The sequence below is a fragment of the Pseudomonas sp. TH43 genome (assembly GCF_016650635.1).
Classification (GTDB): Bacteria; Pseudomonadota; Gammaproteobacteria; order Pseudomonadales; family Pseudomonadaceae; genus Aquipseudomonas.
Map to the genome: position 1 here is coordinate 240,456 of NZ_JAEKFI010000001.1, position 20,520 is coordinate 260,975.

The following is a 20,520-nucleotide window of genomic DNA, read 5'->3' on the forward strand; positions in this document are numbered from 1 at the left end:
ACGCGCTACCGTTCTGCACCTTTCTGGCGCTCGCAATGAGCAATCAAGTAGCAATTGTCGCGTGGCTGCCAGAGAATCCGATGCATCATCCCCAGCAATATTTCCCCGATCTCATTTCAAATCAGTCGCTTGAGCTGTTCCGACGCAATCTGGCACGCATTCTGCTTTTTCGTATCCGTGGATAATTGGATACAAAAAATCAAAAGGTGCCACTCATGCAAATCGCTCCTGCCTACGCCGACCGCCAACCAGTGACCGCTGAGGAGGAGGCTTACAACTTTTTGCTGGAAGGCATCTGCGGTGGCCGTTACCGCAACGGCGACCGGTTGATCGCTGAGGACATTGCCAGCGAAATCGGCATGAGCCGTATGCCGGTGCGTGAAGCCTTTCGCCGCCTCGATGCGCAGGGACTGGTGACGCTAAGGCCCAATCGCGGGGCAATTGTCAGTGGTCTGGACATCGACGAAATGCACGAAGTCTTCGAGATGCGCAGCGCCCTCGAAGGCTTGGCGATTCGTATTGCGGTGCCGAAGATCGGCGATCGCCAGTTGGCGGCGCTGGAGCGATTGCTCGATGAAATGGACGACTACCGCGACGAAAGCGCGGCGTGGGTCAGCCGTCATCGCAAGTTCCATGAGTACCTGTGCAGCCTCAGTGGCCGCCCGCGATTACTCAAGCAGATCAGTGCGCTTTATTCGCTGATTGAGGCGCCGATGCGCCTTTGGTTGCAACACGTGGAAAAACCGCTGAGTGCGCGTCAGGAACACGCGGTGATCCTCGACGCCATTCGCGCGGGCGATGCCGCCAAAGCAGAAGTGGTGGTGCGTGAGCACATCGAAGGCACGGTTCCCGAGTTGATCAAGTTTCTGCAAACAGAAAAATAATTGTAGAGCGGGCCATGAGCCTGCCGGTGTTTTGACTTTGAGTACTGCCCCGTTACTAACCGAACTGGAGTGTCTGGTCATGCATAAGTCTCGCCTGTTAATGGCGGCAATCTCTCTCGGGCTCTGCACGCAGTGGGCGGTCGCCGCGCCGACCGTGCCGGAGCGCCTGCTCAAGGTCGACAAACTCACGTACTGCTCGGGCATGGATTCACCGCCGCTGGTGTCTTTCGATGAAGCGCAGAAACCCAAGGGCCTGACGGTCGACCTCGGCCTGGAAATCGCCAAGCGCCTGGGTGACAAGAAAGTCGAATGGCGGGTCATTCCCTTTTCCGGATTGCTGCCGGCGCTGCTCGCCAAACAGTGCGACATGATCGTCGATCAGCTGTTCGACAAGCCTGAGCGTCGTGAGGTGATCGACATCGTCAACTACATGTATTCCAGTCAGGCGGTGGTGGTGCCCAAGGGCAATCCGAAAGGCCTGAAGACCCTGGCGAACCTGTCCGGCCAGAAGATTGCGGTGCTCAACGGTTCGACCATCAAGACTCTGCTCGATGCCGAAAATGAAACGCTCGGCAAGGCCGGCCAGCCACCGATGAAACTGGTGGTCTACAACACCGACACCGATGCCTTCCAAGCGCTGCGTATCAATCAGGTCGACGCCTACGGCACCACCGTCGAGACCGCCGGTTATTACGCTGCGATGGCTCCGGACCTGTTCGAGGAAGGCGTGCCGGCCTTCAGTCGGATCCTCACCGGGCTGGGTATTCGCAAGGACGATGCACAACTGAGCGCTGCGGTGCAGCAGGTGATCAGTGACATGCGCAGTGACGGCAGCTACACCCAGTTACTGAGCAAATGGCACGTCTCCAGCGATACTCTCGATTGAGGTAAGCGTTGATGAACTTCAATTGGGATGTGTTCTGGCAGTACCTGTTGCAGCCCAGCGGGGTGTACCTCACCGGATTATGGCTGACCTGTGTGATCAGCGTGTTGGCGATGTTGCTCGGTTGTGCTCTGGGGCTGGCGGCGGCATTGCTGCGGTTGTCGAAGAACCCCTTGTTGCATCTTCCCGTGCGTTTTTATGTGTGGCTGATGCGCGGCACGCCGTTGCTGGTGCAGATTGTCTTCCTCTATACCGCACTGGCGGCCGGCGGGATTTTCCGCTTTGAAGACATCGAACTGTTCGGGCTGGTGATCCCCGGCAACATTCAGGCGGCAATCATTGCTCTGGGCCTCAACGAAGGCGCGTACATGGCCGAGATCATCCGTGCCGGCATTGGCGCCGTGGACAAGGGCCAATACGAGGCCGGACGCTCGCTCGGCATGACCTTCGCCAAATTGATGCGCCGTATCGTTCTGCCGCAGGCGTTCCGGGTCATCGTGCCGCCGCTGGGCAACGAGTTCAACGTGATGCTCAAGAACACCACGCTGGTCAGTGTCATTGGTGTGCAGGAGTTGCTGCTCAGTACGCAAATGGTCACCTCGGCGACCTTCCGTGTGTTCGAGTTGTACCTCGTCGTGGCCATCTATTTCCTCTTGCTCACCACACTGTGGGGCTTCTTCCAGCGCTGGCTGGAGAAGCGTTTCGGTCAGTCGGAACGACCATCGTCGCCACCGCCGGCCTCTAGTCGCATGTTCGGTCGCAGCACTTTGAAAATGCTCAGGGGACGATAACCATGGCGCACAAAAGTGACGAGTTGATCATCGAGGCGCTGGACATCCATAAGTCTTTCGGTGATCTACAGATTCTCAAAGGCATTTCCCTGCAAGTTAGACGCGGTGAAGTGGTGGTGCTGATCGGTGCCTCGGGCTCGGGTAAAACCACGTTCATCCGCTGCATCAATTTGCTCGAAGACATTCAGTCCGGACAGATCCGCGTCAGTGGTCAGCCGATGGGCTACCGCACCCGGGCCGACGGCAGTCTGGTGCGCGATTCGGAGCGCAATATCGCCCGTCAGCGGCGCGACATCGGCATGGTGTTCCAGCGCTTCAATCTGTTCCCGCACATGACTGCCCTGGAAAACATCATCGAAGCGCCGATTCAGGTGCTGGGCGTGCCGCGCAAGGCCGCCGTCGAGCAAGCGCAAGCGCTGCTCAAGCGTGTCGGGCTGGCGGAGAAGGCCGGGCATTATCCCTCGATGCTTTCCGGTGGCCAGCAACAGCGGGTGGCCATCGCCCGAGCGTTGGCCATGAAACCTCAGGCCATGCTGTTCGACGAACCCACCAGCGCCCTCGATCCGGAAACCGTCGGCGAAGTGCTGCAAGTGATGAAGGAGTTGGCCGAGGAGGGCATGACCATGGTCGTGGTCACCCACGAAATGGGTTTTGCCCGCGAAGTTGCCGACCGTGTGGTGGTGCTGGATCAGGGCGAACTGATCGAACAAGGGCCGCCGGAACAGATTTTCAGTCACCCCAGTCATCCCCGTACCCAAGCGTTCCTCAGCCGCGTGCTGTGACATTCACAAGGATATCGACGATGCGTTTATCGAGTTTGTTCGCGGCGTTGTGCTGCGCCGCCATTGTGCCCATGACCCAGGCTGCCGATGCGGTGGTGAAGGTGTACAACTGGTCCGACTACATCGGCCCCGACACGCTGAAGAACTTTGAAAAAGACAGTGCCATCAAGGTTCAGTACGACATCTTCGACACCAATGAAATGCTCGAAGCCAAGTTGCTTTCCGGGCACTCGGGCTATGACGTGGTGGTGCCGTCGAGCCAGTTTCTGTCCAAGCAGATTCGCGCGGGCGCCTACCAGCCTTTGCAGCGTGAGTTGCTGGGTAACTGGAAACATCTCGACCCACGCCTGATGCAGCGCCTGGAAGCCGCCGACCCCGGCAATCGCTACGCCGTGCCATACATGTGGGGCACCGTGGGCATCGGTTACAACGAAGAGAAAGTCCGCGCCGTGTTGGGCAAAGACGTGGCGCTGGATTCCTGGGCGATGGTCTTCGACCCGCAAAACCTGGCCAAACTGAAAAGTTGTGGCGTGGCTTTTCTCGATGCGCCGGTGAAGATCATTCCGCAGGCCATGCTTTATCTCGGCCTGGACCCGAACAGCGTCAAGCCCGATGACTACAAGCAAGCCGCGAAACTGCTGATGACCTTGCGGCCTTCGGTGACCTACTTCAACTCATCGAAATACACCGCCGACCTCGCCAACGGCGACATCTGCGTGGCTATCGGCTATTCGGGCGATGTCATGCAGGCCCAGAGCCGCGCGCGGGAAGCGGGGAAAAACATCGACATCCGCTACCTGATTCCCAAAGAAGGCGTGAACCTCTGGTTCGACATGCTGGCGATCCCCAAGGACGCCAGCAACGTTGGCAACGCCCACGCGCTGATCAACTACTTGCTGCGCCCTGAAGTGATTGCGCCAATCAGCGACTATGTCGGCTACGCCAATCCCAACAAAGACGCGACCGCGTTGATGGACCCCAAGGTCAGCAGCAATCCGGGAATTTACCCGAACGACGAGGTGATCAGTCACGCCTTCGTCTCCGCCGATCTGCCGGAAAACATCCAGCGCCTGATGACCCGAGAGTGGAACCGGGTCAAGTCCGGCCAATGAATCCTTGTTTTGAAGAGCCTTTGCCATGCTGAAATTTTCTGCTCATGAGTACCCGTATCCGTCACAGCGTCAAAGCGTGTTCGCCCGGCGCGGCATGGTCGCCGCGTCACAGCCCTTGGCGGCTGAGGCCGGCATCGAAATCATGCAAAAGGGCGGCAATGCGATAGACGCCGCTATCGCCACGGCGGCGGCACTGACCGTGGTCGAGCCCACAGGCTGCGGTCTGGGCGGCGATGCGTTTGCCTTGGTCTGGTGCAAGGGCCAGTTGCACGGCCTCAACGCCAACGGCCATGCGCCGGCAAGCTTGAGCATCGAGGCGGTCAAAGCCGCCGGCCATGAGCAGATGCCGCTCTATGGCTGGACGCCAGTGACGGTGCCCGGTTGCCCTTCGGCGTGGGCCGAGTTGTCGCAGCGTTTCGGGGTGCTGCCCTTCGCCGACTTGTTGCAACCGGCGATCAGCCTTGCGCGCGAGGGTTTCCCGCTGTCGCCGGTGGTCGCCCATCAATGGCAGATCGCTTTGGACGAGTTCAGCCCCCATCGTGATGCGGTGCTGGACGCCTGGTTCGAAACGTTTTTGATTGACGGCCGCGCGCCCAGGGCCGGGGAAATTTTCCGCAACCCGGCGCAGGCGCGGACGCTCGAAGAGCTGGCGCAAAGTCGCTGCGAGAGTCTCTATCGCGGCGCTTTGGCCCAACGATTGGACGCCCATTCCCGGGCCACGGGCGGTCACCTGCGCGCCACGGATCTGGAACATTACCGTGCCCAATGGGTGGAACCGATCCACGTCAATTATCGCGGCGTCGATGTCTGGGAAATCCCGCCGAGCGGGCAAGGATTGGTCGCCCTGATGGCACTGAAAATTCTCGAAGGTTTCAACTTCGATCACCGCGACAGTCAGCACACCTGGCATCGCCAATTGGAGGCCATGAAGCTCGCCTACAGCGATGGCCTCCACCACATCACCGATCCGCTGCACATGCGCGTGGCCGTGGCTGACCTTTTGAGCGATGACTACAGCGCCCGACGGCGCGGGCAGATCGGCGAACAGGCGCAACCACCCAAACACGGCGATCCCCATGCCAGCGGCACCGTGTATCTGGCGACCGCCGACGCCCAAGGCAACATGGTTTCATTCATCCAGAGCAATTACCACGGCTTCGGTTCTGGCGTGGTGTTGCCCGACAGCGGTATCGCGTTACAGAACCGCGGCCAGGAATTCAGCCTTGATCCCGCTCACGCCAACTGCCTGGCACCGGGCAAGAAAACCTTCCACACCATCATCCCCGGTTTCCTTACCAAGGACGGCGAGGCGCTCGGTCCCTTTGGCGTAATGGGTGGCTACATGCAGCCTCAAGGTCATGTGCAGATGGTCATGAACCTGGTGGACTTCGGCCTCAACCCGCAAGCGGCGCTGGACGCTCCGCGCTGGCAATGGCTTGGCGATATGAAGGTCGGCATCGAGCAGGGCGCCTCGCGAGACCTGGCCAATGCCTTGGCGCGACGCGGGCATGAAGTGCAAATAGCCAGCGACCTCACCGATTACGGTCGCGGACAGATCATCCTGCGCGATCCGGTCAGCGGGGTGCTGTGTGGCGGGACAGAGCCGCGAGCGGATTCGCATATTGCTGTTTGGTAGTGCTGCGACCTTGGGCGGTGGGGTCATCTTGCAGACTGCTGAGAAGCACAAGTTCTACATCGACGCGGAATATAGCAAAGGCGCAAGTATCGAACAGCCTTATGCGGTCAACGTGGGTTACCGGTACATGTGGTAAATCTGTACCGCGATATGACTTGAGCTGAAGCAATAAAGCCCGCATCCAGGAATGCGGGCTTTGTTGTTTGTGCAGGGTGGACACCGAGCATATGGAACTCTCCAGCTTCGATCGCTGAAAAACTCGTTTCAGCGAGCTTCGTTGTCGCAGGATGAGTGACTGCTTTTGCCTGATTTCGGTTTTACACTACCGTCAGTTTTGTTTGGCAAATTCTCCAGCAGCTCCTTAAACGCAGCGCGATCTGTATAATTTTCGCGGTGCGTAGACCGGTGGAGGATCTGCTCAGCCGTCATCAGCGGCCAGAGCTTGTCGATCACATCGACCGCTTTGATGTTCTTGTCTCAGAACCAATCTCAACGACGGCTATTTTCTCCTGCTCTCGCGATTGCTTGAATCGTGGAGTGTTGAAGGAAGAGATCTGTAAAAAATACTCGTCACTTACATATAAATTTCCGCAGCAAAGGACGCTTGATGAGAACCCCGCTACTTGCCCTTACCCTCGCAGCTCTATTGAGCGCATGCGCCATCCCTTACGAAACCCCGCAAGCCCGCGCCAATATTGAACGCGATCTGAAACTCAGCCCAGACGAAATCGTCGCTATCACGGAAACCAACTGGTGCTTGTTTCCCTACGGTGATTTGCAAGTATGCAGACCCAAGCAAGGCCTGGGTGTGCTGACGAAGAGCAAGCTAGTGCTGGCCCTCTATAAGGGCGGCATCTACCAGCAGGCTGAAGTCATCAACGCCAGCGATGTGCAGTGTGCCCATCTGCAAAGTGGCAGAGCCGCAGCCGATACCTTCTACCTATTCAGTGAACATTGGGCCGCCATGCTGGCGCCAATTACTGTGGGAGGTGCTTTGGCCCTCGACAAGAAAGCCCAGTTCCTGAGCGTGCTAGTGCCGCCAAACACTGAGAGCTTCACGGCTGCGCAAGGAAATTTTATTAAGGTCACCGATCGTAAGAATTACTCGGCTGTGGCGGTACCGGGTACTAAAACCTATGTAGGAACCAGCGAGAGTATTCACCAGATTTTTAATCCATGTACAAAGGGAAAGAATCGCTCAGATGCATCCTGAGTCCTGATCTTTCGAATGACACATTCGCAGCAGCAATTGAAACCCAAGTAGTTCAATGCAAGCCCGATGCGCCGGGCCTGTCGATAGTCGACAGGAAGCAAACAGTGGGTTTTTGGTGATGATGTTACCGGTCTACGTGAACCCCGTTACGAGCCTTCCCCAAAAAGCCTCTGAACCAGGCCCCTGATTGAGTAGTTTCCAATCTGTAATCTCCAGGTGAGCGCTCTAGGTAAAGGGGACACGCTCGCCAGGGCTTTTTACTGTGCGATAAACCCTCCGTCGACTACAAATTCAGCCCCTGTCGCAAACCGCGACTCTTCCGAAGCGAGAAACAGCGCCATATTGGCGATGTCGATCGCTTCGCCCAAAAAGCCGATGGGGTGCAACTTCGCAAGCCGTTCCAGTTCGGCCGTGTCATTCCCGATCATCGGCGTCACGATGTATCCAGGATGAATACTGTTGACCCGAATCCTGTAGCCACTTCGGCCCGCATGCAGAGCCGCTGATTTGGTGAGGTTGCGGATGGCTCCCTTGCCGGCGCAGTAAGCGGCATATTCCGGATGGCCGACGATGCCTTCTATCGAAGACAGATTGATGATCGAGCCTCCACTGTTTCTCAGGTACTTGAACCCGTGCTTTATGCCGAAGAAAGTGCCGTGCAGGTTTACCGAAAGTTCTTTGTTCCAATCTTCAAAGCTCATGGTTTCGACGCTACCCGGCAATGCTATGCCGGCACTGTTCATCACAACATCGACGAATCCGAAACGCGCCACGGTCGCTTCGAACGCGCTGACCCAATTGTCTTCAACGCGTACATCCAGTGGAATGAACAGCGCTTCGCCACCCATTTCTTGTATGGCCTCAAGTACGCCGCCAGCCCTCGCACCATCGATATCGCACAAGGCAATCCTGGCGCCTTCTTCTGCAAAACGGATAGCGCTCGCGGCGCCTATACCCGATGCTGCGCCGGAAATCAGCGCGACTTTGCCCTGAAGCCTGTTCATCGTGTTTGACCTGCGGCTAGAAGGTGGCTGGCGTAGGTGGCGGCTATCCCGAGATGGCCGCGGCCCTCAGCCACGGCCATTTCCATACAGTGAAGGTTGGCGGTGAAGAGGCTGGCGCGCTGCCCGCAATCGAGCATGGTCTGGCGCCAGGACTTCACTGCCGCCACATAGATTGAAAGGGTCGCCTGGTCTGTTCGATAGTCATTAGACTTGTGGTGTTTAATGACCGCGGTCAGTTCAGTCTTGAGCAGTTCAAGAAAGTAATCCAGGCAGTCTTCGAGTGGTTCGATACCGACGCCAGCCTTCCCGGCGAAGTCCAAGGCCTCCAGAAAAGCGCCGATACCGGTGTTGTAAAATGCACCGGCCATGGCAGCGTCCAACACATTGGCCGCGCAGGCTAACTCGCCTATCCAGCGCGAAGCAGCGCCGGGCAATTGCAACAGAGGTTTATGCCGCGACCAGATATCCTTGGGTCCCGAATAGTGGATCAACCTGCTATCCCGGCCAATATCGTCAGGGTAGGCCTCTATCGCCGCCTCAAGATAATGCCCTCCCTGAGAATTGATGTAGGCCTGTAGCTCGTTGGCGTCTTTCGCCGAACCGGTCATGAAATTGATAAAGTCGCGGCCTGCGATCAAATGTTCATGTCCCTCCATGACGCTTCTGAAAACGCTGTAATCCAGCAATACGACCAGCACCAGAGAGTTGGTCTCCAGCGCCGACACCAGGCTGGGCGCTGCTTGTGCTCCGTTTTTGACTAAGGCAGCGCACCTCTCAGGGGAGCGGTTCCATACCGTCACCGCCACGCCGCGATTCAGATAGCAACTCGCTAAAGCAGAACCCATCAGGCCTGTACCGAGCAGCGTGAGTTGTTGAGCCATGATATTCCCCTGAGGTAATCGCATTGATGTCGCCTGCACCGAAATGTACGCTTCAGCGCTAATACGGCTTATCCGAAATTGGCAACTCGACGGGTGCGGCTTACGCGCACCTGTAGTGAGCAATTCGGATGGGCGTAAGATGCGGTAACGCGATAAAGGAGCAGCCAGGGCGTGCTATCAGAACGCGGTGGAATCAAAGATGGGGACGCCAGCCCCTACAGTCGTGCCGGCAAGCGGCTCAAGAAGATTGAAGACATCAACGATGCCGCCGCGATGGTCTTCGTCCGCGACGGCTATGCCCAGTTCTCCGCCCGCAAGGTCGCCAAGGAGTTAGGGATCAGCCTGAACAACCTTCAGCACTACTGTGGCAATACCGAGAATCTTTGTCGCCAGATGATAGCGGCAAAGCTGGGCCACTATGTCGCGTCGGTGAACCAGTTGGTCGAACAAGCCCGCGCCGAGACGCCAATCGAAAAGTTGGCGGTGGCTATCCGCGAAAACTCCGCAGCCACGCTGGACTCCGTCACCGGCAAATTCTTTTTCCAGATGGGTGCGCTGGCCAGTCACGACGCGTCTATCAAGGCATTGATGATTGAACAGTACGATCAGTTTCTTATGGGCTTTTGCCGGTTGATCACTGAGATCAGCCCCCAATTGCCAAACGATCAGGTGCGTACTTACGCCGCACTGATCGCGACGCAAATCGATGGGATCTTCTTTTATCAGGACCAGCTAAACCCGACATCCGGCGTTCGCGAGCAAATGGTCGAAACGGCGATCGCTTTATGGACGACCATTCTAATGCCCGCGAAGGCCGAGCCCCTTTAACCACCCGGCGACTCAGATTTTGAAGTGGCCGACTTTCTGTTCAAGGGTTTTGGCCAGTTGGTCCAAGTGGACGCTGACGGTTTCCATTATTTCTGCATTCTCTGCCAGTGTCCGAGCAAAGTCCCTGATGTTGCTGACGTTGGTGCTGACTTCATCCGCCACATTGCTCTGCTCTTCAGTAGCCGTGGCAATCTGCAGCGTCAAATCGCTGATTTTCTCAACCCCGACGCTCATTTGCCCCAGTGCGTGGCCTACCTTGGCAAACTCTTCGACCGTGGTGCTGGTCAGTGCATGGCTCACACTCATCGCCGCAACGACATTGTCGGTATTGTGCTGGAGCGTTTCGATGACGAGTTGGCTCCGGGTGACAGATTCTTGGGTGCGTCGTGCCAGCGTGCGAACCTCGTCTGCAACGACCGCGAAACCACGGCCTGCCTGACCTGCTCGCGCAGCCTCGATGGCGGCATTCAAGGCGAGGAGGTTAGTTTGCTCGGCGATTCCCCGTATGACTTCCAGCACCGAACTGATTTCGGTGCTGCTGTCAGCGAGCGTTCTGACCTCCGACATGTTTTGCGCCATGCCAAGGGACAGCTTCTGGATGGTTTGGCTAGCGCTGACAATGATTTGGTCTGCGTGTGATCCAGCTCGGTGGCTGTCTTGTGCAGAATCGGCGGCGTAGCCTGTGTTTCGTGCCATTTCCTGGGCCGTTGCGGCCATTTCATTCGACGCTGTAGCGACCTGGTCAACCTCGTTGGCCTGTGCGCGCAACTGGCTGCGGGTGGCGTGCGCAATCGTTGCCGCATGCTGAGTGGCCTCACGCGTTTGCCCCGCAGCGGCATGGATCTCTTTGATCAAATGATGCAACTGGTCCAGAAAACGGTTGAAGCCGTTTGAAAGCTCACCCAGTTCGTTGGGCTGGTAATAGTTGATCCGCCGAGTCAGGTCGCCGTCGCCGCTGGCGATGTTCTTGATCATTTGCGTGATCAGCTGAAGCGGCCGCAGCGATTTATGAATGACCAGTGCGCACAGTGCCAGGCCTAAGGCCCCCAGCACGGAGGCCGAAACCAGCATGTGCCACGTACTCAGATGCTGTCTGGTATCGAGTTGGTCTGCCAGTTTCTCGGAGGGGGCCATCAGCGTATCCCAAGGCACATCGATCTTTACGGCCCAGGGGGCGGAATTTTCAATGGGCGAGAAGGGCAGTGACAGTTGGAAGTTGCCTTGTTCACGCGCCAGCACCACACCCGATTCGAAAGTTCCACGCTGAAATCGGGCACCATAATCAGGCCAGATTTCTGAAGCGGGCTTGCCCGTTGTTTTCGCTGAAGCGCTGTTGGCGGCGATGATCCCGGTATCGCTGACGATACTCACCGTCGAGTGTCCGTTGTAGATGCCCCGAGCCAGCGCCACACTTTGTTCCTGAAGGTCGTTCAGGCTCAAGTCCACCACCAGCACCCCAACGTATTTACCCTTTTCCACATAAGGCAAAGCCAGCGAAACCAGCCCTTCGGTGTGCCCATTCAACGTGTCGAAGTAAGGCGCGGTGATGCAAGGCTTGAGTGTGCTTTTCGAACAACTGTACCAATAGTTCATCGGTTGGCCACTGGCGTTGAGCTGGTCGCCATTGATGGCTTTTTCGTCCAGGGCAGTCAGTTCGAAGTCAATGCTGCCGTAACGCGAGTAGTAGGTTGAAAAGCGTCCGGTTTCGTTTGAACCGAACTCAGCCTTACCCTTGAAGTCCAGATCCTCTCCGCCCGCCTGGCCGGGTTCGAACGCAACGTACAACCCCAGGAAAGCGGGGTTGGAGACGATCGCTCGATGGATACTTTTAACCATGTCGCGGCGCAGGTTTTCAGCGTTGATCCTGCCCTCGGCATACTGGTCCCGCAGCGTGCTCATTTGCAGCGCCACAAGCTGCGCCAACTGGTTGGCATCGCTGAACTTGTTTTCGATACGTAATTGCTGGGCTTTGCCGGTACCGATCAATTGGTCGCGCGCGGCGATTTCCAAAAGTTCGGCGCTTTGCTTTCTGATCTCTTTGGAGGAGATTTTGCCTTGATAGAGGTTGATGGCTATGACACTTGCCAGCATGGTTAGCAGGCAAAGGCCCGTCAGGGTGAGCATCCTGAATTTTATTGAATAAATCGATGGCATGCGCAGCGCCTTTTTTGGCTATAGGTAACTATGTGCACCGCAAAAAAAAGGGCGCCAATAAGACGCCCCAAAAGGGAACCATATGCCGGGTCAGCGGAAGCTGGGCATCGGCTGGGTTGCAGCAGGGCGTTAGAGGCTGACCTTCATGGCGCCGGGCCCTGGAATAGGGTCAAGTGTGGGGCGGCTACTGAGCGCCGTTCCTTTTGTGTAGTGACCTTTGCCCAATGGCGCCACGATGAACCTTACCGCCAGGTAATACGCGGCGCCCGAAAGGGCGATGACCGGAATGGATGCACCGAGGTAGCGGAACGCCCCATTCATCGCCACCGTCACCGGATCGTACATCGCCAGATAACCCACCACGGCGACAACGCTGATGCCGACGGCAACCCAATTTACCCCGCCCCAATAGGCGTAGTGACTGTTACGCGTGGCAAACAGGCTGGGCGCGTCCAGTTGTTCGCGTCGCAGAATGAAGTAGTCCACCAATGTGATGCCTGAGATGCCGACGAACATTACGCCGTTGTACGACAGCCAGCTCATTACCTTGGACAGTAGCCATTCGGTCTCGAAGGCAAAATACACGCCGGGCAGCAGGAGCAGCGCGAGCAGCAGTTCCCATTTCAATCGCGCGAAAAACTTCACCTGCTGAATGGAAACCCCGGCCAGGTAAATCATCACCACCATGGTCGCAATGTTGGCCGTCAGGACAATGCTCATCACGATGGATCCGAACACCGGGCCGCCAACGGCAATCATCCAGATAGTCGGGTCGTAGGTCCCCGCGCTGATCGCAGCGAGAGCCGCGACAGTTGATACGACAGCTGCGCCGAGGATCCCCACGCCAATGATCGAGGGGCCCATGACATGGTGTTTGCTTTTGACCAGGCGCGTCAGGCCCCCCATGATCGGCCACCACGTCATTGAGTTGGAAACGCCAAACTCGACCGCGAGTGCCAAACCCTGTACGGGATCATGGGAGAGCATCTGGTCCTGCGGCACCTGGGTGTGCCACAGGCTGTCAAACCCGAACTTATGCACAAGAATGCCGAACATCACCAAGGTGATCAGCATGTGCAACGGGCCGATATAGCCATTGAGGCGCTCGAAGAATTTCGGTCCCTTGCAGGCGATAAGCCAGACAACGAAGAGCGCCAGCAACGCCACGCCGATGACCAGATGCTCATGTGAGTCTCCGGTGACCTGGGTGCCTGTGACTGTCGCTGCAACGTTTGCTGCACCCCTGGCAGTCAGCGCCTCGACCACATAAGACCAGCCGATCAAGGTGGACATAAGACCAAACAGCGGCACCACAATGCCGCGATAGCCAAAAGATGCCTTGGCGATATCAATCGGGTCGGTGCCGTATTTGTAGCTGGGTACTCCAGACGCGAGCGACACCAGCGCCATGCCGATAATCAGGCCAATCACGTAGCCCATGACACCAAGCCGCCAATCCCCGACATAGGGCAGGTAGCTGCCAATCAGGAATGCCCAGGTGGCTGCGCTGAATGCGCAGCAGGTCCACAGGAACGAACCATAGGATTTGTACACGCGGTTGCCCGACAGAACCGGCAACCGGCCCGCGAGGGCTTCTTGTTCGACGCTATTTGACGTGCTCATGCCGTTGCTCCTACAGCCAGCAAGGTGCCGATCCACAGAACGGCCCCCAAAAGGATCCAGAAGGAAGCCTCTCGAACGAGTGGGGCGGCACTGCTCCAGCATTCGGATTGCGTGTGTTCAGGCTGATTCATGGCTTCCAGTTGTTTCAACAGATCCGTGTTCAAGCTTTCGCTTGTAGTCATCATTCCTGTGCCGTGTCCAACGTCAGCTTTGCTCATGTCGTTGCTCTCTGGACGTGTGCTTGCGAGGCCGTCCGCTTTGGCTGTTTTAGAGAATTATTATGGCAGCGGTACTCAGTGTTGCCGGCCGCGGGGTGAGTGCGACCTGGATTCAGCCTACGCCGGGCGAGTGCGACCTCGTATCCGTTTTTGGCAATCCGTCCGCTTGCCGATATTGGCTACAGTCAGTGACCTGCTCGACGCTACGTTAGGCGCTCAGCCTCAAGAAAATGTGGAGCGTGCCCATGAACAATGAAGAGCATCTAGTAGTTATTTCCGGAGCGGGCTCCGGTATCGGCCAGGCAACGGCGATCCATTTTGCACAGCAGGGCTACAGCGTCATCGGTTGTGACCTGTCGGAGAGCGGGCTGCAGGAGACTGCCAACAAAGTAGAGATGGGAAGGTTCCTTTCACGGGTGGTGGATGTTTCTCAAGAACACGAAGTACACGCACTGTTCGAGCGGGTGAAATCCTTCAACCTGGCGCTGCATGCGGTAGTGCCCTGCGCAGGCATCGCACGTACGGGGTTGGTTCACGCGCTGTCGGGCCAGGACTGGGCGTTCATGCTAGGAGTGAACCTCACCGGGACTTGGTTGATGGCAAAGCATTCGATGCCGATTTTCATGGCGCAGCGGCGTGGGGCGTTTGTAGCTGTCGGGTCCGACGCATCGGTACGTGGCGCATCGGGTTACGCCGCTTACTGCGCGTCCAAGCACGGAGTATTGGGGCTGGTGCGGTGCCTGGCCCTGGACTACGGGCCTTGGGGTATCCGTAGCAATGTCGTATGCCCAGGCTTTGTGCAGACGCGGATGATGGACAGCCTGTTTGCCGAAGCCGATGACCCTGAGGCCGAAATGCAGGCCTATACCAAGGAGGTACCACTGGGGCGATTTGCCCGGCCTGATGAAGTCGCTAAGGTAATCTTTCACTTAGCTTCGGACGAGGCGAGCTATACCAACGGGATTGCCTACTCGTTAGACGGCGGTGCCACTTCCGGCCACTTTGGTTGATCCTTTGAAAGCCTCGACGTGAGTAGTTTCTTCCCGGTTAATCCGCAGCAAGTTGAGTAGATTTGCACCAATGTGGGTCGTCCGACCCAGTTTGTGGCGATTGCACCGTTTGATGGGTAAGACGGCTCCATTCCCGGGACGCCAAACGGTTTTCTTTTTCGGCTCGAAAGGTGCGCTCCAGACGCTTGCGTGTTTCATTCGCAGCTATTGGATAGCAGGTCATCGAAGATCGGCACGAAGCTTGCGAACGGTCCCGCACCACCCGAGAAACGGCGAGATCGCATGATGGTCCCTCTTAATCCTCAAAACGCTACCCAGTTTCGCTTTATGGAAAGCCATGATGCATTCGCGCACGCCGGGTGCCTGAGTGAATGGGAAGACAACCGTTACCATCAGTTGGAGAAAAAGGCGCCTTTTCATGGAGCCATCGCCAGCCACTCCATCGCCGGGAAGATGCTAATCACTCGTGAGACCATGAATAGCCCATGTGTGGAGCAGATCTGCCATGTCCCGTTGGATTCGATCGTCATCGTCAACGTACGCTCAGAAGAAGATGTTTTGCTTAACGGTAGATATGTCAACGCGAACACGTTTCATGTCTCGTCGGGACGCTCTTTCCATGCAGTCGCCAAAGCACCTATCGAAGCGTTGATGTTGACCGTCAGCAAGGCGGCCTTTTTTGAGCGCTTCAACACTGAAGCGTTCTTGAATAGCGACTCCAAGCCTTTCGAAAGATTTGTTCAACCCGCAAGGGGCACCCAAGTCGATTTCGAATTGAATCTCAAGTCTCACCTGAGTGATGTCCAGGCTGGAATCGAGCAAAACCCACTTAGCGTCAGCCTGGAAAAGGTGTTTGACTGTGTACAGGAAATCCTGGATTTCGAGCGGTCCAGCTGTCTGGTGATTCCACCCTCAACCCGGTCGTACATCGTGGAAAAGAGCTGTGAGTTCTTCGTCCAGCATGTCCAGGACGAGGGCATTGGCGTGCTGGACTTGTGTAATCATCTACGGATCAGCCGGCGGACGCTGCAATACAGTTTCGAGGACGTCTTGGGCATGACTCCCCTGAACTACTTGAGGTCGGTGCGCCTGAATATGGCCCGCAAGCTGCTGATGTCCTCACCCCGAGACACGATCCAAGGGGCTGCTTTGGATTCCGGCTTCAGCCATCTGGGGCGTTTTTCAAAGTACTATCAGGATTTTTACGGCGAGTTGCCTTCCGAGACGCTCAGCCGCCTAGGGGCGCATCGGCGTCATCATTGAACCCGCACCCATGAAAAAGCCGGCTCTGTAAGCCGGCTTTTCTTTGTCTTCGCCGAGATCTAAGCGCCGGCTACCAGGTATTGCGAGTTGAAGCCCAAGGCGCCATGGCCAGCGTCCTGGGCAATTTTCAGGTCGTCGGCGAGCGCCGAAATATGGCTGGCGCGCAGGCCGCTGGCCTTGAGAGCATCGCGCCATTGCAGAACTGCATCAAGGTAAACGTCGACAGTTGCCTGAATGGTACTGAAATCGTCGGCCTCGATTTCCTTGATGCTTTTTTGCACTTTATAGCGCAGCAGGTCGAGCATCTTGTCCGCAAACTCAGCCAGTTGGCCGGCACTCACGCCCTGGGTTTTGGCGTAAGCCGCAGCCTCCAGGAAGCCCGCAAGGCCGACCGCGTAGAAGCTGCCGGTCATGGCTGCATCGACAATCGGCGGGACCGAGAGGTCTTCACCCGTGTAAATAGTGCCCTGAGGCGCCATCGGAGTGACCGTTTGTGCAATCTCATCCCAAACTGACGGCGCACAGGCGTATTGGATCGCCGTGTAAGGCCCGCCAATCAAGTCAGGGTAGGAAGAAATGGCGGCATTGATAAAGGTACCCCCGCGACGTTCAACCGCGGCGCGATAGCGCGGGCCATCTTCTGGCATCGAAGTGCTGAGGCTGGCCACAAAGCGACCCTTCAAGTCCAGCGCCTCGCTGTGGCTTTCAATCAATGACGCCCCACCCGCTGCACTGCTGATAATCATGATGATCAGCTCACTGGCATGCACGGCGTCGACGAAAGAGGGCACCAGGGTGGCACCCTTTGCCACCAGCGGTTGGGCAGCTTGCGCACGACCGTCCCACACGGTGACCTTGCGGCCTGCCGCAAGCAGTGTACTGGCCAATCCAGAGCCCATAAGGCCGGTGCCTATAACCGATATTGTTTTAGTCATCTTCTTGTTCCTCGAAGTGGCGAAGCGCACTCGCCGGGTTATCTACACCCTGAAAGCTAAGGGCTGAAACCCTAAGTCGATAGCCATTTTCGGCAACTCCATTGTTGTCGGTTTCAGGCCATCGCCCTGCGTGTGTATTGCCGATTCTGGATAGGGGCAATCGAGCCCTGCCTGTAGCGTGTGCCCACCGATAGCCACAAACCGTGAGGCCTGAAATGAACCTTATCCAGAAACCACAGGACGCTTATGTACAGGTCGACCAAGTCGAATGGCAGGAGTTTCCCGAGCAATTTCATACCGGTGGTGTGAAATGGAAACTGCTACACGTGTCGCCTGAGTTCGGTATTTGGACTGTCATGTTTTACTGCCCCAACGGCTCGATTCTGTTGCCGCACATTCACCATGGGCCCGCGGAAGGCTATGTGTTTGAGGGCATTCTCGAGCTGCGGGGCGGCCCGGAAAAGGGTGGTGCGCTGTGTGTCCAGCATGGCTTCTTGTATGAGGCGACCGGCGCTGAACACGAAGAAACCAAAATGCTCGCCGACACCACATTCATTTTGCAAATGGTCGGCCCCATCACCTGGAGAACCGCCGAGGGGCAGGACGTGAATCAAACCTGGTCAAGCGCTCAGGCCCTCTGGGAACAGCAAACCGCTGCCTGATTTCCTGTCTTCAATGCATACGTTGTGGAGTGCGCTTGATGAGTATTTTGTTTGTTTTGACTTCGCATGATTCCTTTGGCGACACCGGCCGCGACACCGGGTTGTGGCTCGAGGAGTTTGTTGTGCCTTACTACACCTTTGTCGATGCGGGGTTCTCGGTCCGGCTGGCGTCACCCAAGGGAGGGCGTGCGCCAGTGGATCCGCTGTCGATTGATGCCTTCAAGGATCACCCTCTGTACAAACGCTATCGGGCGGATGGCGTGCTCAAGGAGCACCTGGGTTCGACCATCAAATTGTCGGCGATTGTCGATTCGCAGGTCAGCGCTGTGGTGTATCCCGGCGGGCACGGCCCGCTCTGGGATCTGCGAAACCAAGCCGACTCCATCACACTTATCGAGTCGCTACTTACCCAGGGTAAGCCTGTTGCAACCATCTGCCACGCAGGTTGCGCGTTGCTGGAAGCACGCAAGCGTGACGGCCGCCCCTTGGTCGAAGGCGTGCAGGTCACGGCGTTCAGTGACAGTGAGGAGGCCGCAGTAGGTTTGGAAAAAGTCGTTCCGTACCTTGTCGAAACCGACTTGAAAGCGCTTGGCGCAGTGTATTCCAAAACCCTTGATTGGGAGCGCCACGTGGTGGTCAGCGGTGCGTTGATCACCGGCCAGAACCCGGCTTCTTCGCAAGGAGTGGCCGAAGCGGTTATTCAACAATTGAAAGCCTCAATCGAGGGAGATTGATTGCCATGAGCTTTGTCAAAACCAAAGAAGAACTTCAAGAGATCCAACGCATTCTCTCCGACGGGCGCTGCACGATTGAGGCGCTGTCGATTGAGTTCGAAACCACATTCGAGTTCTTGCGCTCGGTGTTGCCACCCTGTTTCGAACTGCCGGAAACACCCACCGCGATTGCCAGTGTTTCCCGTTGGCAGAGCGAGCTGTGTGGCGAGTTTGACTGCGGCATCATTTCTCTCAAATGCCGATACAAGGAGCTTGAAGGCACGACCATGCTGGTGCTTATCGTGAGTGGCGACATGCCCGTCACGATCGGCCGGGAGATGTGGGGCGAGGCGAAGAAAACCGGGACTGCCCAGGTTTATCTCGATGGTCACGAAGCCTATGGCTTCTGTGAGCGTAATGGTGCACGGTTGATCGAAATCGAGGCCGAATTTGGCGAAAACATCGGACCTTCAAGCAGTGAAGGCTACGACTTTGAAATCAAGGCGGTACCTCACTCCTCGGGCTACGGCCTGCAGCACGACCCGATTTTGAATTGCATGAAGAACCAGGAAAACCTGCGAGTAAAACGTATCGGGGCAGGGGCCCTCAAACTCAGCGGTACGGCGCTGGACCCGCTTCACACTATTCCAGTGATTTCCGTGGGCACAGCCTATTACACCGAAGGTGAGTCGAGCTGGACGGTGCCACGGCTTGATGTACTCCCGGACGCGGAGGCTTACCTGCCGTTTATCTACGGGCAGAAATTCGACGATTTTCGACTGTTTCGCAAACCTGCGCGCTTCCAAAAAACAGTTGGGCCGGCGTACACGTAGGTTTTGCGCGCGAGCACGAAAGCACGAAGGTGCTTGGTACGTCATGAAGTTGAGCGGTAGGCCTTTGGCGCCTGAGAAGGCGCCTTTTTTACATGTGTTTTTGAAAGGCCTGCTGAGGGCTTCTTCAAAGACTGTCAGGGTCGCCGAAAAACATCTGAATCCGCGACCGTAACCAACGCTCCCCCGGATCATTATCCTGCGACCCACGCCAAGCCATGTGCAGCTCGAACGTGCGCGTCGGCAACGGCGGATCTTCCGCCCGCACACCGCCAGCGGCCGTCAGCGCATCCGCCGTGTAATCCGGCACGGTGGCAACAATGTCGGTTCCCGCCAGCAACGTACTCAAGCCATTGAACTGCGGCACCGCCAGCACCACGTGCCGCTTGCGCCCGAGTTTCTCCAGTTCTTCATCGATAAAACCACTGAGGTCGCCAGCGAACGACACCAGTGCATGGGGACGAGCGCAGTAGTCGTCCAGGCTCAGTGGCCCCGGCACGGTGTCGGCTCGCAGCAGCTTCGGCTGGCTGCGGCGCAAGACTTTGCGTTTGGCGTTGGCTGGCAGGTCGGTGGTGTAGCTGACGCCGATCGAAATCTCGCCGGAAGCCAACAGGCCCGGCATCAAGATGTAGTTGACGCGGCGAATCACCAGGACGATGCCGGGCGCCTCGGCGCGCAGGCGTTTGAGCAGCATCGGCAGCAGGGCGAATTCGACGTCGTCGGACAAGCCGATACGAAACACCGAGGTACTGGTGGCCGGGTCGAATTCGGCCGCGCGGCTGACAGCGGTCGAAATCGAGTCGAGGGCCGGCGAGAGCAGGGCGAAGATTTCCACCGCGCGGGCAGACGGTTCCATGCTGCGCCCGGTGCGCACGAATAACGGGTCATCGAACAGGCTGCGCAAGCGCGAAAGCGCCGCACTGATCGCCGGTTGACCGAGAAACAGCTTTTCCGCCGCCCGGGTCACGCTGCGTTCGTGCATCAGTGTTTCGAATACGATCAACAGGTTCAGGTCGACACGACGCAGGTCATTACGATTCATCTGGGGTCCTGGCAGAGTCATCAAGCTTGACGAGAGCGGCCATATGAGAACAATGG

22 protein-coding genes are annotated in these 20,520 nt (G+C 57.2%); 15 read left to right on the forward strand and 7 right to left on the reverse strand.

From position 1 onward, the window contains the following. Window positions 1-35 precede the first annotated feature (35 nt). The 9 genes from JFT81_RS00970 (at window position 36) to JFT81_RS01010 (ending at window position 7,301) form a co-directional block, all read left to right on the forward strand. Window positions 36-185: a hypothetical protein gene (locus JFT81_RS00970; RefSeq protein ID WP_201225593.1), complete on the forward strand. Its 150-nt coding sequence runs from the start codon at window positions 36-38 to the stop codon at window positions 183-185. A gap of 30 nt (window positions 186-215) precedes the next feature. Continuing rightward, a complete protein-coding gene (locus tag JFT81_RS00975) occupies window positions 216-884 on the forward strand; it encodes a GntR family transcriptional regulator (RefSeq protein WP_201225595.1) in 669 nt (222 codons plus the stop codon). 79 nt (window positions 885-963) lie between these two features. Then, on the forward strand, window positions 964-1,770 hold the full coding sequence (locus JFT81_RS00980) for an ABC transporter substrate-binding protein (RefSeq protein WP_201225597.1): 807 nt from the start codon (window positions 964-966) through the stop codon (window positions 1,768-1,770). A gap of 11 nt (window positions 1,771-1,781) precedes the next feature. Next, window positions 1,782-2,558 carry an amino acid ABC transporter permease gene (locus JFT81_RS00985; RefSeq protein WP_201225599.1) on the forward strand — a complete coding sequence of 259 codons (777 nt, stop codon included), beginning with the start codon at window positions 1,782-1,784 and terminating at the stop codon, window positions 2,556-2,558. Window positions 2,559-2,560: 2 nt separating this feature from the next. Then, window positions 2,561-3,340, forward strand: a complete 780-nt coding sequence (locus JFT81_RS00990) for an amino acid ABC transporter ATP-binding protein (RefSeq protein WP_201225601.1) — start codon at window positions 2,561-2,563, stop codon at window positions 3,338-3,340. Window positions 3,341-3,360: 20 nt separating this feature from the next. After that, window positions 3,361-4,452, forward strand: coding sequence for a polyamine ABC transporter substrate-binding protein (locus JFT81_RS00995; RefSeq protein WP_201225603.1), 1,092 nt, complete (start codon window positions 3,361-3,363; stop codon window positions 4,450-4,452). A 25-nt stretch (window positions 4,453-4,477) separates the two neighbouring features. Further along, a complete protein-coding gene (locus JFT81_RS01000) occupies window positions 4,478-6,088 on the forward strand; it encodes a gamma-glutamyltransferase family protein (protein WP_201225605.1) in 1,611 nt (536 codons plus the stop codon). Continuing rightward, on the forward strand, window positions 6,042-6,224 hold the full coding sequence (locus JFT81_RS29560; protein WP_347340470.1) for an autotransporter outer membrane beta-barrel domain-containing protein: 183 nt from the start codon (window positions 6,042-6,044) through the stop codon (window positions 6,222-6,224). The genes JFT81_RS01000 and JFT81_RS29560 overlap by 47 nt, the downstream gene beginning before the upstream one ends. A gap of 471 nt (window positions 6,225-6,695) precedes the next feature. After that, a complete protein-coding gene (locus tag JFT81_RS01010) occupies window positions 6,696-7,301 on the forward strand; it encodes a hypothetical protein (RefSeq protein ID WP_201225607.1) in 606 nt (201 codons plus the stop codon). 257 nt (window positions 7,302-7,558) lie between these two features. Here JFT81_RS01010 and JFT81_RS01015 read toward each other — a convergent pair whose 3' ends face one another. Both JFT81_RS01015 and JFT81_RS01020 read right to left on the reverse strand, forming a co-directional pair. Further along, complete coding sequence (locus JFT81_RS01015; RefSeq protein WP_201225609.1) at window positions 7,559-8,305, reverse strand: SDR family oxidoreductase; 747 nt, start codon at window positions 8,303-8,305, stop codon at window positions 7,559-7,561. Next, window positions 8,302-9,186 carry an NAD(P)-binding domain-containing protein gene (locus JFT81_RS01020; RefSeq protein WP_201225611.1) on the reverse strand — a complete coding sequence of 295 codons (885 nt, stop codon included), beginning with the start codon at window positions 9,184-9,186 and terminating at the stop codon, window positions 8,302-8,304. The genes JFT81_RS01015 and JFT81_RS01020 overlap by 4 nt, the downstream gene beginning before the upstream one ends. Before the next feature lie 171 nt (window positions 9,187-9,357). Here JFT81_RS01020 and JFT81_RS01025 point away from each other — a divergent pair, with 171 nt between their 5' ends. After that, window positions 9,358-10,014, forward strand: coding sequence for a TetR/AcrR family transcriptional regulator (locus JFT81_RS01025; protein WP_201203467.1), 657 nt, complete (start codon window positions 9,358-9,360; stop codon window positions 10,012-10,014). Window positions 10,015-10,026: 12 nt separating this feature from the next. On the opposite strand, the gene JFT81_RS01030 is transcribed toward JFT81_RS01025, so the two are convergent. The 3 genes from JFT81_RS01030 to JFT81_RS01040 form a co-directional block, all read right to left on the reverse strand. After that, window positions 10,027-12,168 carry a methyl-accepting chemotaxis protein gene (locus JFT81_RS01030; RefSeq protein WP_201225613.1) on the reverse strand — a complete coding sequence of 714 codons (2,142 nt, stop codon included), beginning with the start codon at window positions 12,166-12,168 and terminating at the stop codon, window positions 10,027-10,029. Between the two features lie 129 nt (window positions 12,169-12,297). Continuing rightward, window positions 12,298-13,791 carry a cytosine permease gene (locus JFT81_RS01035; protein WP_242485535.1) on the reverse strand — a complete coding sequence of 498 codons (1,494 nt, stop codon included), beginning with the start codon at window positions 13,789-13,791 and terminating at the stop codon, window positions 12,298-12,300. Further along, window positions 13,788-14,009, reverse strand: a complete 222-nt coding sequence (locus JFT81_RS01040) for a hypothetical protein (RefSeq protein WP_201203470.1) — start codon at window positions 14,007-14,009, stop codon at window positions 13,788-13,790. Before JFT81_RS01040 ends, JFT81_RS01035 begins: the two co-directional genes overlap by 4 nt. A 245-nt stretch (window positions 14,010-14,254) precedes the next feature. Between JFT81_RS01040 and JFT81_RS01045 the strand changes: the two genes are divergently transcribed. Together JFT81_RS01045 and JFT81_RS01050 are read left to right on the forward strand one after the other, a co-directional pair. After that, window positions 14,255-15,019, forward strand: coding sequence for an SDR family oxidoreductase (locus tag JFT81_RS01045; protein WP_201225615.1), 765 nt, complete (start codon window positions 14,255-14,257; stop codon window positions 15,017-15,019). A 282-nt stretch (window positions 15,020-15,301) separates the two neighbouring features. Further along, window positions 15,302-16,282: a helix-turn-helix domain-containing protein gene (locus JFT81_RS01050; RefSeq protein ID WP_201225617.1), complete on the forward strand. Its 981-nt coding sequence runs from the start codon at window positions 15,302-15,304 to the stop codon at window positions 16,280-16,282. A gap of 59 nt (window positions 16,283-16,341) precedes the next feature. On the opposite strand, the gene JFT81_RS01055 is transcribed toward JFT81_RS01050, so the two are convergent. Then, window positions 16,342-17,217, reverse strand: a complete 876-nt coding sequence (locus JFT81_RS01055; RefSeq protein WP_201225619.1) for an NAD(P)-binding domain-containing protein — start codon at window positions 17,215-17,217, stop codon at window positions 16,342-16,344. Between the two features lie 215 nt (window positions 17,218-17,432). Between JFT81_RS01055 and JFT81_RS01060 the strand changes: the two genes are divergently transcribed. Genes JFT81_RS01060 through JFT81_RS01070 form a run of 3 tightly spaced genes read left to right on the forward strand, consistent with a single transcriptional unit; the run spans window position 17,433 to window position 19,425 of the window. Continuing rightward, window positions 17,433-17,879 carry an acetylacetone-cleaving protein gene (locus JFT81_RS01060; protein WP_201225622.1) on the forward strand — a complete coding sequence of 149 codons (447 nt, stop codon included), beginning with the start codon at window positions 17,433-17,435 and terminating at the stop codon, window positions 17,877-17,879. 38 nt (window positions 17,880-17,917) lie between these two features. Next, on the forward strand, window positions 17,918-18,613 hold the full coding sequence (locus JFT81_RS01065; RefSeq protein ID WP_201225624.1) for a type 1 glutamine amidotransferase domain-containing protein: 696 nt from the start codon (window positions 17,918-17,920) through the stop codon (window positions 18,611-18,613). Between the two features lie 5 nt (window positions 18,614-18,618). Further along, window positions 18,619-19,425: an acetoacetate decarboxylase family protein gene (locus JFT81_RS01070; protein WP_201203482.1), complete on the forward strand. Its 807-nt coding sequence runs from the start codon at window positions 18,619-18,621 to the stop codon at window positions 19,423-19,425. Between the two features lie 124 nt (window positions 19,426-19,549). On the opposite strand, the gene JFT81_RS01075 is transcribed toward JFT81_RS01070, so the two are convergent. Continuing rightward, the gene (locus JFT81_RS01075; RefSeq protein ID WP_242485536.1) at window positions 19,550-20,464 is read right to left on the reverse strand and encodes a LysR family transcriptional regulator; all 915 of its coding nucleotides are present in this window, start codon (window positions 20,462-20,464) and stop codon (window positions 19,550-19,552) included. Window positions 20,465-20,520: the final 56 nt, after the last annotated feature.

Bases quoted from the DNA above. Each gene is read 5' to 3' on its own strand.
- JFT81_RS01045 (WP_201225615.1), top strand. From the start codon at position 14,255: ATGAACAATGAAGAGCATCTAGTAGTTATTTCCGGAGCGGGCTCCGGT.
- JFT81_RS00970 (WP_201225593.1), top strand. From the start codon at position 36: ATGAGCAATCAAGTAGCAATTGTCGCGTGGCTGCCAGAGAATCCGATG.
- JFT81_RS01065 (WP_201225624.1), top strand. From the start codon at position 17,918: ATGAGTATTTTGTTTGTTTTGACTTCGCATGATTCCTTTGGCGACACC.
- JFT81_RS01075 (WP_242485536.1), bottom strand. From the start codon at position 20,464: ATGAATCGTAATGACCTGCGTCGTGTCGACCTGAACCTGTTGATCGTA.
- JFT81_RS00990 (WP_201225601.1), top strand. From the start codon at position 2,561: ATGGCGCACAAAAGTGACGAGTTGATCATCGAGGCGCTGGACATCCAT.
- JFT81_RS01030 (WP_201225613.1), bottom strand. From the start codon at position 12,168: ATGCCATCGATTTATTCAATAAAATTCAGGATGCTCACCCTGACGGGC.
- JFT81_RS01035 (WP_242485535.1), bottom strand. From the start codon at position 13,791: ATGAGCACGTCAAATAGCGTCGAACAAGAAGCCCTCGCGGGCCGGTTG.
- JFT81_RS00980 (WP_201225597.1), top strand. From the start codon at position 964: ATGCATAAGTCTCGCCTGTTAATGGCGGCAATCTCTCTCGGGCTCTGC.
- JFT81_RS01070 (WP_201203482.1), top strand. From the start codon at position 18,619: ATGAGCTTTGTCAAAACCAAAGAAGAACTTCAAGAGATCCAACGCATT.
- JFT81_RS01015 (WP_201225609.1), bottom strand. From the start codon at position 8,305: ATGAACAGGCTTCAGGGCAAAGTCGCGCTGATTTCCGGCGCAGCATCG.
- JFT81_RS01055 (WP_201225619.1), bottom strand. From the start codon at position 17,217: ATGACTAAAACAATATCGGTTATAGGCACCGGCCTTATGGGCTCTGGA.
- JFT81_RS00985 (WP_201225599.1), top strand. From the start codon at position 1,782: ATGAACTTCAATTGGGATGTGTTCTGGCAGTACCTGTTGCAGCCCAGC.
- JFT81_RS00995 (WP_201225603.1), top strand. From the start codon at position 3,361: ATGCGTTTATCGAGTTTGTTCGCGGCGTTGTGCTGCGCCGCCATTGTG.
- JFT81_RS01060 (WP_201225622.1), top strand. From the start codon at position 17,433: ATGAACCTTATCCAGAAACCACAGGACGCTTATGTACAGGTCGACCAA.
- JFT81_RS01050 (WP_201225617.1), top strand. From the start codon at position 15,302: ATGATGGTCCCTCTTAATCCTCAAAACGCTACCCAGTTTCGCTTTATG.
- JFT81_RS01020 (WP_201225611.1), bottom strand. From the start codon at position 9,186: ATGGCTCAACAACTCACGCTGCTCGGTACAGGCCTGATGGGTTCTGCT.
- JFT81_RS01040 (WP_201203470.1), bottom strand. From the start codon at position 14,009: ATGAGCAAAGCTGACGTTGGACACGGCACAGGAATGATGACTACAAGC.
- JFT81_RS01000 (WP_201225605.1), top strand. From the start codon at position 4,478: ATGCTGAAATTTTCTGCTCATGAGTACCCGTATCCGTCACAGCGTCAA.
- JFT81_RS01010 (WP_201225607.1), top strand. From the start codon at position 6,696: ATGAGAACCCCGCTACTTGCCCTTACCCTCGCAGCTCTATTGAGCGCA.
- JFT81_RS00975 (WP_201225595.1), top strand. From the start codon at position 216: ATGCAAATCGCTCCTGCCTACGCCGACCGCCAACCAGTGACCGCTGAG.